General features: G+C 60.0%; 12 protein-coding genes. 9 read left to right on the top strand and 3 right to left on the bottom strand.

Annotated elements, in window-relative coordinates:
• The first annotated feature begins 292 nt into the window (after positions 1 to 292).
• Complete coding sequence (locus CKW32_RS06445) at positions 293 to 751, top strand: transposase (RefSeq protein ID WP_095184376.1); 459 nt, start codon at positions 293 to 295, stop codon at positions 749 to 751.
• Between the two features lie 139 nt (positions 752 to 890).
• On the opposite strand, the gene CKW32_RS06440 is transcribed toward CKW32_RS06445, so the two are convergent.
• Complete coding sequence (locus CKW32_RS06440) at positions 891 to 2,174, bottom strand: Zn-dependent hydrolase (protein WP_095184375.1); 1,284 nt, start codon at positions 2,172 to 2,174, stop codon at positions 891 to 893.
• A gap of 25 nt (positions 2,175 to 2,199) precedes the next feature.
• Positions 2,200 to 3,681, bottom strand: coding sequence for an NCS1 family nucleobase:cation symporter-1 (locus tag CKW32_RS06435; RefSeq protein ID WP_032889926.1), 1,482 nt, complete (start codon positions 3,679 to 3,681; stop codon positions 2,200 to 2,202).
• 590 nt (positions 3,682 to 4,271) lie between these two features.
• On the opposite strand from CKW32_RS06435, the gene hydA reads away from it, so the two are divergent.
• The 3 genes from hydA to preA all read left to right on the top strand — a co-directional run bounded on the left by hydA (position 4,272) and on the right by preA (position 8,516).
• On the top strand, positions 4,272 to 5,711 hold the full coding sequence (gene hydA / locus CKW32_RS06430; protein ID WP_095184374.1) for a dihydropyrimidinase: 1,440 nt from the start codon (positions 4,272 to 4,274) through the stop codon (positions 5,709 to 5,711).
• A gap of 163 nt (positions 5,712 to 5,874) precedes the next feature.
• Positions 5,875 to 7,242: an NAD(P)-dependent oxidoreductase gene (locus tag CKW32_RS06425; RefSeq protein ID WP_032890056.1), complete on the top strand. Its 1,368-nt coding sequence runs from the start codon at positions 5,875 to 5,877 to the stop codon at positions 7,240 to 7,242.
• Complete coding sequence (gene preA, locus CKW32_RS06420; RefSeq protein ID WP_032889931.1) at positions 7,242 to 8,516, top strand: NAD-dependent dihydropyrimidine dehydrogenase subunit PreA; 1,275 nt, start codon at positions 7,242 to 7,244, stop codon at positions 8,514 to 8,516. The genes CKW32_RS06425 and preA overlap by 1 nt, the downstream gene beginning before the upstream one ends.
• Positions 8,517 to 8,699: 183 nt before the next feature.
• On the opposite strand, the gene CKW32_RS06415 is transcribed toward preA, so the two are convergent.
• Positions 8,700 to 9,320 (bottom strand): TetR/AcrR family transcriptional regulator, encoded by a 621-nt coding sequence (locus CKW32_RS06415; RefSeq protein ID WP_032889933.1) that lies wholly within the window; start codon positions 9,318 to 9,320, stop codon positions 8,700 to 8,702.
• A 116-nt stretch (positions 9,321 to 9,436) separates the two neighbouring features.
• On the opposite strand from CKW32_RS06415, the gene copC reads away from it, so the two are divergent.
• The 5 genes from copC (at position 9,437) to CKW32_RS06390 (ending at position 14,131) form a co-directional block, all read left to right on the top strand.
• On the top strand, positions 9,437 to 9,802 hold the full coding sequence (gene copC / locus CKW32_RS06410; protein WP_095184373.1) for a copper homeostasis periplasmic binding protein CopC: 366 nt from the start codon (positions 9,437 to 9,439) through the stop codon (positions 9,800 to 9,802).
• Between the two features lie 3 nt (positions 9,803 to 9,805).
• Positions 9,806 to 10,663 carry a copper homeostasis membrane protein CopD gene (gene copD, locus CKW32_RS06405; RefSeq protein ID WP_095184372.1) on the top strand — a complete coding sequence of 286 codons (858 nt, stop codon included), beginning with the start codon at positions 9,806 to 9,808 and terminating at the stop codon, positions 10,661 to 10,663.
• A gap of 257 nt (positions 10,664 to 10,920) precedes the next feature.
• Positions 10,921 to 12,183 (top strand): OprD family porin, encoded by a 1,263-nt coding sequence (locus CKW32_RS06400; protein WP_032889938.1) that lies wholly within the window; start codon positions 10,921 to 10,923, stop codon positions 12,181 to 12,183.
• 223 nt (positions 12,184 to 12,406) lie between these two features.
• On the top strand, positions 12,407 to 13,225 hold the full coding sequence (locus tag CKW32_RS06395; protein WP_095184371.1) for an NAD(P)-dependent oxidoreductase: 819 nt from the start codon (positions 12,407 to 12,409) through the stop codon (positions 13,223 to 13,225).
• Positions 13,226 to 13,255: 30 nt separating this feature from the next.
• Positions 13,256 to 14,131 (top strand): SMP-30/gluconolactonase/LRE family protein, encoded by an 876-nt coding sequence (locus tag CKW32_RS06390; protein ID WP_032889941.1) that lies wholly within the window; start codon positions 13,256 to 13,258, stop codon positions 14,129 to 14,131.
• The last annotated feature ends 7 nt before the right edge of the window (positions 14,132 to 14,138 follow it).

Here is a 14,138-nt window from a genome sequence, read left to right as displayed (position 1 = left end):
ACAAAAGAGACTTCGTACAAAGGAGTAAGACATGCCTTACACCACAGCCTCAAAACAAGGTACTTCCACGTCCAATGAGGTTTCGGCAGCGTCAGTTCCGGCCTCATCGGGAGCAAGCCCCCTCCCACACTGGTCCCGCGTCAGACACACAATGTATGAACACCGCTGAGCCAATGTGGGAGGGGGCTTGCCCCCGATGGCGACCTTCTCGACACATCCTGCCAAAAGCCTGCCCATCAACCTCTTGCTCTCCAATCTAGCCTCTCTAAGCACATCTAGAGAGGGCCAGGGAATGGCAGATTTACCCGCTTCACACCGCCTGCGCATCGGCCGCTTCAGCGAACCCAACCGCATCTACCTCATCACCACCAACACTCACGAACGCATACCGATATTCAACAACTTCCATCTCGCTCGCTTAGTGGTCTGGCAATTTCGGCTGGCCCAGTACCAAGGGCTGGCCAATTCCCTGGCATGGGTGATCATGCCGGACCATTTCCATTGGCTGCTTGAACTGAAAAAAGGCTCGCTGGCGGACTTGATGTGCCAGGTGAAGTCAAAAAGCACCAGGACCGTTAATGGTGCAAGCGGACGCAAGGGGCGGCTTTGGCAAGAGAGCTTCCATGACCGGGCGCTACGCAAGGAAGATGACTTGGTGAAAATGGCCCGATATGTGGTGGCTAATCCATTGCGAGCAGGCCTGGTCGAGCGGATTGGCGACTACCCACTGTGGGATGCCATCTGGGTCTAACGTCTGGCAACACTAGCTGAAACAACACCGTTCAAATGTGGGAGGGGGCTTGCTCCCGATTGCGGTAGGTCAGTCAGATTATCTGCAACTGATACACCGCTATCGGGAGCAAGCCCCCTCCCACATTTTTTACCGCATTTCAGGCCGCGAGTTTGCCGCTGGCGATGGCTGCCGATGCAGCCACCATGGCGCGCAGCAATACCGCACACCCCGCCGCCAGATCATCCGGGGCGGCGTTCTCGATCTCGTTATGGCTGATCCCCCCCTCACACGGCACAAAGATCATCCCCGCCGGCCCCAACTCGGCGACGAAGATCGCGTCGTGACCTGCCCCGCTGACGATGTCCATGTTCGACAAGCCCAGCCCATTCGCCGCATCGCGCACGGCGTCAACGCAGCCTTTGTCGAAGTACAGCGGCGGGAAGTCGGCCGTGGGTTCCATTTCAAAACTCAAGCCATGCTTGGCGCAGGTGTCATCAATGACCTTGCGCACCTCGGCAATCATCGAATCCAAGCGCGCCGGTTCCAAGTGACGGAAGTCCAGGGTCATGCGCACTTCGCCAGGAATGACGTTGCGTGAGCCGGGATACGCCTGCAGGCAACCCACGGTCCCGCAAGCATGGGGCTGATGCCCCAACGCCGCCGCATTCACCGCCGCCACCACTGCCGCCGCGCCTACCAGGGCGTCCTTGCGCAGATGCATCGGCGTCGGCCCCGCATGCGCTTCAACGCCGCGCAGCTTCAGGTCGAACCACTTTTGTCCGAGGGCGCCGAGTACCACGCCGATGGTCTTCTTCTCATCCTCAAGAATCGGCCCTTGTTCGATATGCGCTTCGAAATACGCACCGACCTTGTGCCCACTTTCAGGACGGGTTCCCGCGTAGCCAATCGCATTCAACGCATCACCCACGCTCACGCCATCCGCATCGACTTTGGCCAGCGTCTCCGCCAGGGTGAATTTTTCGGCAAACACTCCGGAGCCCATCATGCAGGGCGGAAAGCGCGAGCCTTCTTCGTTGGTCCACACCACCACTTCCAGCGGCGCTTCCGTTTCGATATTCAGATCGTTCAGGGTGCGCAGCACTTCCACCCCGGCTAATACACCAAAGCAGCCATCAAACTTGCCGCCCGTGGGCTGAGTGTCGATATGGCTGCCGGTCATCACGGGCGGCAGGTTGGGATTACGACCGGGACGGCGCGCGAAAATGTTGCCAATGCCGTCAACGGTCACGGTGCAACCGGCGTCTTCGCACCACTGCACAAACAGGTCGCGGGCCTTGCGGTCGAGATCGGTGAGGGCCAGGCGGCACACGCCGCCCTTGGGGGTGGCACCGAGTTTGGCCAGGTCCATCAGCGACTGCCACAAGCGGTCGCGGTTGATGTGCTGGTGGGTCGATTGCAGAACGTCAAGGGCAGCGTTCATGGGGATCTCCTCAGGCTTGTATTTCTTATGAATTGACAACGACCGGGCTGATTCCGCGCCTGGCATTCAGGCCGTAATACAACAACCCGCCCAACGCCGAACCGGTAAACCAGCCGTAGCTGTAGAACCAGCTGAACGCATCACTGCCCAACGACAGCAACGTCAACACCACCGGCACGCCAAAGGCGATAAAGCCGCTCCAGTTCCACGCCGGGTATACGTCGTCGCGGTATAAGCCGGCCAGGTCCAGTTGCTGTTTGCGGGTGATGAAGTAGTCCACCACCATGATCCCGGCGATCGGGCCCAGCAAACTTGAGTAACCCAGCAACCAGTTGGAATACACGGTTTCCAGGCTCACATCCGAGACGATCAGGCCGAGTTTTTTCAGCAGTTCATGGCCCATCAATACCAGCCCGACCAGGCCGGTGAGGATCACCGCCGTGGTGCGGTTGATCAGCTTGGGCGCGATGTTCTGGAAGTCGTTGGTGGGCGAGACGATGTTCGCGGCAGTGTTGGTGGACAAGGTCGCGACGATGATCAGCGCCATGGCCACGGCCACCCACACCGGGCTCTGGATATGACCGATCAGGGTCACCGGATCGGACACGCTGACGCCTACCAGCTTCACTGACGCGGCGGTCATGATCACGCCGAGGGCGGCGAACAGAAACATGGTCAGCGGCAGGCCGAAAATCTGCCCGAGGATCTGGTCCTTCTGGCTTTTGGCGTAGCGGCTGAAATCGGGAATATTCAGCGACAAGGTGGCCCAGAAGCCCACCATCGCGGTAAGGCCGGCCATGAAATAACCGGTGAGGCTCGCCCCCTCAGGGCGCTTGGGAGGAATAGCCATCAGCTCGCTGATAGATACATTCGGCATCGCCCACACCAGCAGGCCAATGCCCACAGCTACCAGCAACGGCGCCGACAGGGTTTCCAGGCGCTTGATCGACTCGGCGCCACGCAATACGACCCACAAATTCAGACACCAGAAAATCATGAAGCCGATCACTTCACCGGTGCCGCCTAGGGACTTCCACCCCTCAAAAATCGACCCCAGGAACAGGTGAATCGCCAGTCCGCCAAACATCGTCTGGATACCAAACCAGCCGCACGCCACCAGCGCGCGGATGAGGCACGGCACGTTGGAACCGAGGATCCCGAAAGACGAACGCAGCAATACCGGGAACGGAATGCCGTACTTGGTGCCGGGGAAGGCGTTGAGGGTCAGCGGAATCAGCACCACGATATTGGCGAGCAAAATCGCCATCAGCGCCTCGCCCACCGACAACCCGAAGTAAGCGGTCAGAACGCCACCCAGGGTGTACGTGGGCACGCAGATCGACATGCCAACCCACAGCGCGGTGATGTGCCATTTGTTCCAGGTTCGTTCATGCACCTTGGTCGGTGCCATGTCGTGGTTATAGCGAGGGCTGTCGAGGACGTCGGGGCCGGCGTCGAGTTCGTACAGGCCGTTGCGTTCTATGACTTGCGATCTGTTCTGTTGCATGGCCGCTCCACGGTTTTTTCGAATTATTTTTGCTCACCTGCGTGGTGAGTGCAGGTGGCCGGAGTACCTCGTAAACAACATGACATCACGGGCCCGGCCAGCCGTTTCTGCACTCAATAACCGTGCCGAAAACCGCTACCACACCCTTACCGCTCATATAACTGACTGATGTTAATCAGCTTTCCGATTGAACCTGCGGTACTTGCCACGCGACTCAGGCCGAATAACGTGGAAGTTGCCCGAACTGTCGGGACTCAATCTGGTGCAACACAATTATTTTTATTTCCCAGCCCCGTCAAGAGGCATATCTCAACCGTCTGATTTGCAATAAGAAATGTTGCTCATATTGAGATCCTGTCAAGTGCGTCAAAATGGTGAGAGGCCGCTACATTTTGGTGATTTTAATTTTTAATCCTTACAAATCAGATACTTAATATGGATATAAGCTTATTAAAAATCTTCTTGCTCAATCGAAAAACTCGGGCTAGTTTCTATTCCTGTCACCGATGACAGGAATTAACCGACCATCGGCAGCAGTATTACAACACTTAGAACTGGCACAAGCCGGTCAAGCCTGTGAGGAACTCGACATGTCGCTGTTGATCCATGGCGCTACCGTTATTACCCATGATGAAAGTTACCGCGCCGATGTGTTATGCGCAGGCGGTCTAATTCGCGCCATTGGCACGGATCTGGATATTCCCGCCGGCACTGAAATACTCGATGGCAGCGGCCAATACTTGATGCCCGGCGGCATCGACCCCCATACCCACATGCAACTGCCTTTCATGGGCACCGTGGCCAGTGAAGACTTTTTCAGTGGTACAGCAGCGGGCTTGGCCGGAGGCACTACCTCCATCATCGATTTTGTGATCCCCAACCCGCAGCAGTCCTTGATGGAAGCGTTTCACCAATGGCGCGGCTGGGCCGAAAAATCGGCATCCGACTACGGCTTCCACGTGGCAATCACCTGGTGGAGCGAACAGGTGCGCGAGGAAATGGCCGAGCTGGTCAGCCATCACGGCATCAACAGCTTCAAGCACTTCATGGCCTACAAGAACGCAATCATGGCGGCCGACGACACCCTGGTCGCCAGCTTCGAGCGCTGCCTGGAACTCGGCGCCGTGCCCACCGTGCATGCCGAAAATGGCGAATTGGTGTATCACCTGCAACGCAAGTTGATGGCCCAGGGCATCACCGGGCCGGAGGCGCACCCGCTGTCGCGCCCGTCCCAGGTAGAAGGTGAAGCGGCCAGCCGTGCGATCCGTATCGCCGAGACGATCGGCACGCCGCTGTACCTGGTGCACGTGTCCACCAAAGAAGCGCTGGATGAAATCACCTATGCCCGTGGCAAAGGCCAGGCTGTGTACGGCGAAGTGCTCGCCGGCCACTTGCTGCTGGACGACAGCGTCTACCAACACCCCGACTGGCAAACCGCCGCCGGCTATGTGATGAGCCCGCCGTTCCGCCCGCGCGGGCACCAGGAAGCGCTGTGGCATGGCCTGCAATCGGGCAACCTGCACACCACCGCCACCGACCACTGCTGCTTCTGCGCCGAGCAAAAAGCCGCCGGGCGTGACGATTTCAGCAAGATCCCCAACGGCACCGCCGGTATCGAAGACCGCATGGCGCTGCTGTGGCACGAAGGCGTCAATACCGGGCGCCTGTCGATGCAGGAGTTTGTCGCGTTGACCTCCACCAACACCGCGAAGATCTTCAACCTGTACCCACGCAAAGGCGCGATCCGCGTGGGTGCGGATGCCGACCTGGTGCTGTGGGACCCCGAAGGCACCCGGACCATTTCCGCCAAGACGCACCATCAAAAGGTCGACTTCAACATCTTCGAAGGCAAGACCGTGCGCGGCGTGCCGAGCCACACCATCAGCCAGGGCAAACTGGTCTGGGCCGATGGCGACCTGCGCGCCGAACGCGGGGCCGGGCGGTATGTGGAACGGCCGGCGTATCCGTCGGTGTTTGAGCAGTTGAGCAAGCGGGCCGAGCATTCAAGGCCGGTTGCTGTGAAGCGCTGAGACCGCCATCGGGGGCAAGCCCCCTCCCACGCTTGACCGCATTCATTCAGATACAACTCGGTCGAATGTGGGAGGGGGCTTGCCCCCGATGAGGCCCAAACAGACAACACAAAAAACCAATGCCCATCAGAGGCAGCACCTCAATAACCGTGAGGCCAACACCGTGATCCAGACCCTGACCCACCTCCCCCATCCCCATGAAGACGGGGCCACCCTCGCCAGCCATTTCACCGACCTGGCGCCGCCCCTCAACGCCCGCCAGGCCCAACTGGAAGCCTCGCGCTGCCTGTACTGCTACGACGCACCGTGTGTAAACGCGTGCCCCAGCGAAATCGACATCCCGTCGTTCATCCGCAATATCCACACTGACAACGTCCAAGGCGCCGCGCAGAAAATCCTCTCGGCCAATATCCTCGGCGGTAGCTGCGCCCGGGTCTGCCCCACCGAAATTCTCTGCCAACAAGCCTGCGTGCGTAACAACAGCGAAGAATGCGCGCCCGTGCTGATCGGCCTGTTGCAACGCTACGCCATCGACAATGCGCACTTCAGCGAACACCCCTTCCAGCGCGCCGCTTCCACCGGCAAGCGCATCGCCGTGGTGGGCGCCGGGCCAGCCGGTCTGGCCTGTGCCCATCGCGCAGCCCTGCATGGCCACGACGTGGTGATTTTCGAAGCCAAGGAAAAAGCAGGCGGCCTGAATGAATACGGGATCGCCAAATACAAACTGGTGGACGACTTTGCCCAGAAGGAGTTGGATTTTCTCCTGCAAATCGGCGGCATCGAAATCCGCCACGGCCAGCGCCTGGGTGACAACCTGACCTTGAGCGAACTGCACCAACAATTCGATTCGGTATTCCTCGGCCTGGGTCTCGCCGCCAGCAAACAACTGGGGCTGCCCCACGAAGACGCCCCCGGCCTGCTCGCCGCCACCGATTACATCCGCGAGCTGCGCCAGGCCGATGACCTGACTCAACTGCCGCTGGCCGACCGCTGCATCGTGCTCGGCGCCGGCAACACCGCCATCGACATGGCCGTGCAAATGGCCCGCCTCGGCGCCCGCGATGTGAACCTCGTCTACCGCCGTGGCCTTGCCGATATGGGCGCCACTCACCATGAACAAGACATCGCCAAGGCTAATCAGGTGCGCCTGTTAACCTGGGCACAGCCCGAAGAAGTGCTGCTGGATGACAAGGGCCACGTACGCGGCATGCGCTTCGCCCGCACCCGCGTGGAAAACGGCCGCCTGCTCCCCACCGGGGAAACCTTCGAACTGGCTGCCGATGCAATCTTCAAGGCCATTGGTCAAGGCTTCGACAACGACGCATTGCACGATCCCCTGGCGCAACAGCTGCACCGCGTGGGCGAGCGCATCTTCGTCGACGAACAGCTACGCACCAGCATCCCTGGGGTCTACGCCGGCGGCGACTGCGTCAGCCTCGGCCAGGACCTCACCGTACAGGCAGTGCAACACGGCAAGCTGGCCGCCGAAGCCATGCACGCCCAACTCATGCTCAATGTGGAGGCTGCGTAATGGCCGATCTCTCGATTGTCTTCGCCGGTATCAAAGCCCCCAACCCGTTCTGGCTGGCCTCCGCGCCGCCCACCGATAAGGCGTACAACGTGGTGCGTGCGTTTGAAGCAGGCTGGGGCGGCGTGGTGTGGAAGACCCTGGGTGAGGACCCCGCGGCAGTCAACGTGTCGTCACGTTACTCGGCGCACTTCGGCGCCAACCGTGAAGTGTTGGGCATCAACAACATCGAGCTGATCACCGACCGTTCACTGGAGATCAACCTGCGGGAAATCACCCAAGTGAAAAAGGATTGGCCCGACCGCGCGCTGATCGTGTCGCTGATGGTGCCGTGTGTTGAAGAGTCCTGGAAAAACATTCTGCCCCTGGTGGAAGCCACCGGTTGCGACGGTATCGAGCTGAACTTCGGCTGCCCCCACGGCATGCCCGAGCGCGGTATGGGCGCGGCGGTAGGCCAGGTGCCGGAGTATGTGGAACAGGTGACGCGCTGGTGCAAGACCTATTGCTCGCTGCCGGTGATCGTCAAGCTCACGCCGAATATCACCGACATACGTGTGGCGGCGCGGGCGGCCTATCGCGGCGGTGCGGATGCGGTGTCGCTGATCAACACCATCAATTCCATCACCAGCGTGGACCTGGATCGCATGGTCGCCCTGCCCATCGTCGGTACGCAAAGCACCCACGGCGGTTATTGCGGCTCGGCGGTCAAGCCGATCGCCTTGAACATGGTCGCGGAAATCGCCCGCGACCCGCAGACAAAAGGCCTGCCGATCTGCGGCATTGGCGGCATCGGCAACTGGCGCGACGCAGCAGAATTTGTCGCCCTCGGTTGCGGCGCGGTGCAAGTGTGCACGGCGGCGATGCTGCATGGTTTTCGCATCGTGGAGGAGATGAAGGACGGGCTGTCGCGGTGGATGGACAGCCAGGGTTACGCGAGCTTGCAAGAGTTTTCCGGGCGGGCGGTGGGCAATACAACGGACTGGAAGTACCTGGACATCAACTACCAGGTGATCGCCAAGATCGACCAAGAGGCGTGCATTGGCTGTGGCCGTTGCCATATTGCCTGTGAGGATACCTCGCACCAGGCCATCGCCAGCTTGAAGCAGGCGGACGGCACGCATAAGTACGAGGTGATCGATGATGAGTGCGTGGGCTGCAACCTGTGCCAGATCACCTGCCCAGTGGCGGATTGTATCGAGATGGTGCCTATCGACACGGGCAAGCCGTTTTTGAATTGGACGCAGGATCCGAGGAATCCCTACCGGGAGGCGGTGTAGGCCTGTAGGCCGCTATCGGGGGCAAGCCCCCTCCCACAATGGTCTGCATTCTTTCAAACAAAATGCAGTAAAGCCCCCTCCCACAGTTGTCTGCATTCTTTCAGACAAAATGCAGTAAAGGTGGGAGGGGCGGTGCGACGATTCGACTTGCTCCCGATGAGGCCCTCAGCCCCACCACACCACTCAAGGCTCCAACCCAATCCCGCGCAAAATCACACCTGTCACCGTCTGGATCGCCTTCTCGAACTGCATATCCGACAGCGGCTGGTGATCATTCAAAATCTTCACTTGGTGGTCAAAGTCGGCATAGTGCTGGGTCGATGCCCAGATCATATACAGCAGGCTCGACGGCTCCACCGGCAGGATGCGTTTGTCTTCCACCCACTGGCGAATTTTCGCTTCCTTCATCTTGGCCCAGTCGTACAGGCTCTCGTCCAGCGCCTCACCGAGTGTTGGTGCGCCGTGGATGATTTCGTTGGCCCAGACCTTCGAACCATAGGGCCGCGTGCGTGAGCGCTGCATCTTGGCGCGGATGTAACTGCTGAGGACCACCCGCGGGTCATCGAAGGTTTCGAAGCTCAGGGCGTCCTGTTTCCACACCTCCAGCAGGTCGAACAGCACGGCGCTGTACAGTTCGCTTTTGGTGGTGAAGTAGTAATGCAGGTTGGAGCGCGGCAGTTGCGCTTCTTCAGCAATGTCGGCCATGGCGGTGCTGCCGTAGCCTTTCTCGGCGAAGATTTTCTCCGCCGCCAGCAGGATTTTTTCGACGTTGATCCGACGAATTCCGATCTTGTGATTGCCCATAAGGGCTCCCTGACAAAGACATACGCCAAAGACTACCACCCGCTCTAGATCGGGGCGACAGGCGCAGTCGAAACTTCGTACACTGCCCGCTCCTAACCATTGATGGGTATTGCACAATGTTGATCAAGAAAACCCTAACCACTGTCGCCCTGCTCGCCTCCCTGCTGGGTGCCTCCGCAGCATTTGCCCATGCTCATCTCAAAAGCGCCACGCCTGCGGCAGACAGCACTGTCACGGCCCCCCAGGATCTGCGCCTGACCTTCAGCGAAGGCATCGAAGCCACCTTCACCAAGGTATCCCTGAGCAAGGACGGCACCGAAATCGCCATCAAGGGCCTGGATACCGAAGGCGCCGACAAGAAAACCCTCGTAGTCACCCCGGCCGCGCCATTGGCGGCCGGTAACTACAAGGTGGTGTGGAATGCCGTCTCGGTCGACACCCACAAGAGCAAGGGCGAATACAGCTTCAAGGTCGGCCAATAATCCATGGCGACGCTGCTGGTGCTGTGCCGCTTTGTGCATTTCATCGTCGTGTTGCTGATGTTCGGGGCCTGTGTGTTCAGGCCCTGGCTCCTGGGCGCCAAACCGCAGCCCGTGCTGGACCGACAATTGTTGCGCCTGACCCGTGGCCTGGCATGGACTGCCCTCGCGTCGGGTGTGATCTGGTTAATGTTGATCACCGTCAGCATGGCGGGCTCATGGGCGGCGGCGCTGGAACCGTCAACCGTGCAGTTAGTGCTGGGCAAGACCTTTTTTGGCCAGGTATGGACCTGGCATCTGATGTTGAATGGGTTGCTGGCCATCGCCCTGATGACCGCGTGGAAGGCCCCGCGCCTGCCGCTGATCACACTCTTGCTGATGACCCTCGCGCCGGTCGGCCATGGCGCCATGCTCGACGGGCTGAGCGGGCAGCTGTTGATCCTGAACCAGGTGGTGCACCTGATGTGCGTCGGTGCATGGTTGGGTGGGTTATTGCTGCTGGTTATGATCCTCAGGCAATCGAACCGTGATGAGCTGGCACCTGTCCTGCGTCGTTTCAGCGGCGTGGGCTATAGCCTGGTCGCGGGCCTGCTGGTGACTGGCTTGATCAATGTGCGCGTACTGACCGGGCAACTGTGGCCCACGCCGTTGTTCAGTGGTTTTGCCCTGATTCTGTTGATCAAGGTGATGCTGGTGTTGGGCATGTTGGCCCTGGCACTGCTGAACCGGCTGCGCCTTGATCGTTGCGAACAGCAGCTGGGCAGTTTGAAGGTCAGCGTGATGGTGGAGTGGCTGCTGGGTGTTTGCGCAGTAGCCGCCGTTTCGCTCCTCGGCACTTTGCCGCCGATGGTCCTGGCTGACTGAATATACAAGGGGCGGTGCGACGATTCGCCTGGCTTCTGATGGCGGTGTATCAGCGACATCATCTGTGACTGACCCACTGCTATCGGGGGCACGTCGAATCGTCGCACCGCCCCTCCCACATTGACTGTTCCCGCCTTTACTTAGTCATCGTATAACTTCTGCTTGACACTCCAAGAAAACCCCGCAAATATCCGCCCTGATGTTGTACGACGACGTATAACAAATAATAAAAACAACAAATCAAAGGGAGCGTCACTGTGAGTCAATTCGCCCGTAATTCCTCGTCGTGTATCGGCCTTATCGGTCTCGGCGGCCTGGCCTTCACCCTGCCCCTCATCACCCACGCCGAAGGTTTTGTCGACGACGCCAAAGCCACGCTCAACCTGCGCAACGCCTATTTCAACCGCAATTTCACCAACCCGGCGAACGCCCAGGGCAAGGCCGAAGAGTGGACGCAGAGTTTCATTCTCGATGCCAAGTCGGGCTTCACCCAGGGCACGGTGGGTTTCGGCCTTGATGTGTTGGGCCTGTATTCCCAGAAACTGGATGGCGGCAAAGGCACTGGCGGTACCCAATTGCTGCCAATCCACGATGACGGCCGCCCCGCCGACAACTTCGGACGCCTGGGTGTGGCGCTGAAAACCCGACTGTCGAAGACCGAACTGAAGGTCGGCGAATGGATGCCGGTGCTGCCGATCCTGCGTTCCGACGATGGTCGCTCCCTGCCCCAGACCTTTCGCGGCGGCCAGGTGACGTCCAACGAGATCGCCGGCCTGACCCTTTACGGCGGCCAGTTCCGTGGCAACAGCCCGCGCAACGACGCGAGCATGGAAGACATGTTCATGAACGGCAAAGCGGCATTCACCTCCGACCGGTTCAACTTCGGCGGCGGCGAATACAGCTTCAATGACAAGCGCACCCAGGTCGGCCTGTGGTACGCCGAACTGAGCGACATTTACCAGCAGCGCTACGTCAACCTCACCCACAGCCAGCCGGTAGGCGACTGGACGTTGGGCGCCAACCTCGGTTTCTTCAGCGGCAAGGAAGACGGCAGCGCCCTGGCCGGCGACCTGGACAACAAGACCACCTTCGCCCTGCTCTCGGCCAAATACGGCGGCAACACCTTCTATGTGGGCCTGCAAAAACTCACCGGCGACAGCGTGTGGATGCGCGTCAACGGCACCAGCGGCGGCACCCTGGCCAACGACAGTTACAACGCCAGCTATGACAACGCCAAGGAAAAATCCTGGCAGGTGCGACATGACTTCAACTTCGTGGTGCTCGGCGTACCGGGGCTGACCCTGATGAACCGCTACATCAGCGGCAGCAACGTGCACACCGGGGCGATCACTGATGGCAAGGAGTGGGGGCGTGAATCGGAGCTGGCCTACACCGTGCAGAGCGGTGCGTTGAAGAACCTGAACGTTAAGTGGCGGAACTCGACCATGCGTCGGGATTTCAGCACCAACGAATTCGACGAAAACCGGATCTTTATCAGCTATCCAATCTCGCTGCTGTAGAGCTCAGTCTCCCAGCCCAAGAAAATCCCCTGTGGGAGGGGGCTTGCTCCCGATGGCGGTGGGTCAGTAACAGATGCATTCACTGGCACGCCCTCATTGAGGGCAAGTCCTCTCCCACATTTTGCTCCGCACTCTGTCCGCAAGAACGTTGACAACCTGGGGGCTCCCTAACAATACTTCGGCATAGTCATACGACAACCTACAACAAAAATTTGGAATCCCCATGACCACGACCACCCCCGCTCCCTTCAACCGCCTGCTGCTCACCGGTGCCGCCGGTGGCCTCGGTAAAGTCCTGCGCGAGCGCCTGCGCCCTTACGCCCAGGTACTGCGCCTGTCCGACATCGCCGCCATGGCCCCGGCTGCCGATGCCTCGGAGGAAGTCCAACCGTGCGACCTCGCCGACAAACAAGCCGTGCACCACTTGGTGGAAGGCGTCGACGCCATCCTGCACTTTGGCGGTGTCTCGGTGGAGCGTCCGTTTGAAGAAATCCTCGGTGCCAATATCAGCGGCACATTCCATATCTACGAAGCCGCCCGTCGCCATGGCGTAAAGCGCGTGATCTTCGCCAGCTCCAACCATGTGATCGGCTTCTACAAGCAGACCGAAACCATCGACGCCCATTCCCCACGCCGCCCCGACAGCTACTACGGCCTGTCCAAGTCCTATGGCGAAGACATGGCCAGCTTCTACTTCGACCGCTACGGCATCGAGACCGTGAGCATCCGTATCGGCTCCTCGTTCCCGGAACCGCAGAACCGCCGGATGATGCACACCTGGCTGAGTTTCGACGACCTCACTCAACTGCTCGAACGCGCGTTGTACACGCCGAACGTCGGCCACACCGTGGTCTACGGCATGTCGGATAACCTCGACACCTGGTGGGACAACCGCCACGCCGCACACCTGGGTTTTGTGCCCAAGGACACGTCCGAAGTGTTCCGCGCCCAGGTCGAAGCCCAGCCGCCAGTGGCTGCCGATGACCCGGCAAAAATCTATCAGGGTGGCGCATTCTGCGCAGCCGGACCGTTCGGTGACTGAGTTCACATCAACCCAAGGGAATGAGTTGCCATGACTGCTGAATTGATCGTCGACGCCCGCAATGCCGTGGGCGAATGCCCGGTATGGGTGCCTGAGGAAAACGCGCTGTACTGGGTGGACATTCCCAACAGCGGCCTGCAGCGCTGGAGCGCCGGCAACGGCCATGTCGCCGCCTGGAAAGCCCCGCAGATGCTTGCCTGCATCGCCCGCACCAATGCGGGCAATTGGGTCGCAGGCATGGAAACCGGCTTTTTCCAACTCACTGCACACAACGACGGCAGCCTCGACACCACCCCCCTGGCCAGTGTCAAGCACCCACGCCCGGACATGCGCCTGAACGATGGCCGCTGTGATCGTCAGGGCCGTTTCTGGGCCGGCAGCATGGTGCTCAACATGAGCGCCAATGCGGCGCAAGGCATCCTCTACCGTTATGCGTCCGGTTCAGCGCCCCACGCCCAACTTGACGGGTTCATCACCCTGAATGGCCTGGCCTTCAGCCCAGATGGCCGCACGATGTACGCCTCCGATTCCCACCCGCTGGTGCAGCAGATCTGGGCCTTCGACTACGACATCGAGACCGGCACGCCGTCCAATCGCCGCGTGTTTGTCGACATGAACCATTTCCTGGGTCGACCCGACGGCGCCGCGGTTGACGCCGAAGGCTGCTACTGGATCTGCGCCAACGACGCCGGTTTGGTCCACCGCTTCACCCCCGACGGTCGCCTGGATCGCTCCCTGAGCGTGCCGGTGAAAAAACCCACCATGTGCGCCTTCGGCGGCAGTCGGCTGGACACCCTCTTCGTCACCTCGATCCGTGATGACCAGAGCGACCAGTCCATCGCCGGCGGCGTGTTTGCGCTCAACCCCGGCGTCACCGGATTGCCGGAGCCCACCTTCACCCTCTAGCTGCATC

The sequence above is a fragment of the Pseudomonas sp. Irchel 3H9 genome (assembly GCF_900187495.1).
In the GTDB taxonomy this organism is placed as follows: Bacteria; Pseudomonadota; Gammaproteobacteria; order Pseudomonadales; family Pseudomonadaceae; genus Aquipseudomonas; species Aquipseudomonas sivasensis.
Note: the sequence above shows the minus strand (reverse complement) of the source record. Positions and strands in the feature narration are given on the sequence as shown.

Coding starts and splice junctions, on each gene's coding strand:
- CKW32_RS06435 (WP_032889926.1), bottom strand. CDS start 3,681: ATGCAACAGAACAGATCGCAAGTCATAGAACGCAACGGCCTGTACGAA.
- copD (WP_095184372.1), top strand. CDS start 9,806: ATGGCGACGCTGCTGGTGCTGTGCCGCTTTGTGCATTTCATCGTCGTG.
- CKW32_RS06395 (WP_095184371.1), top strand. CDS start 12,407: ATGACCACGACCACCCCCGCTCCCTTCAACCGCCTGCTGCTCACCGGT.
- preA (WP_032889931.1), top strand. CDS start 7,242: ATGGCCGATCTCTCGATTGTCTTCGCCGGTATCAAAGCCCCCAACCCG.
- CKW32_RS06445 (WP_095184376.1), top strand. CDS start 293: ATGGCAGATTTACCCGCTTCACACCGCCTGCGCATCGGCCGCTTCAGC.
- CKW32_RS06390 (WP_032889941.1), top strand. CDS start 13,256: ATGACTGCTGAATTGATCGTCGACGCCCGCAATGCCGTGGGCGAATGC.
- copC (WP_095184373.1), top strand. CDS start 9,437: ATGTTGATCAAGAAAACCCTAACCACTGTCGCCCTGCTCGCCTCCCTG.
- hydA (WP_095184374.1), top strand. CDS start 4,272: ATGTCGCTGTTGATCCATGGCGCTACCGTTATTACCCATGATGAAAGT.
- CKW32_RS06415 (WP_032889933.1), bottom strand. CDS start 9,320: ATGGGCAATCACAAGATCGGAATTCGTCGGATCAACGTCGAAAAAATC.
- CKW32_RS06440 (WP_095184375.1), bottom strand. CDS start 2,174: ATGAACGCTGCCCTTGACGTTCTGCAATCGACCCACCAGCACATCAAC.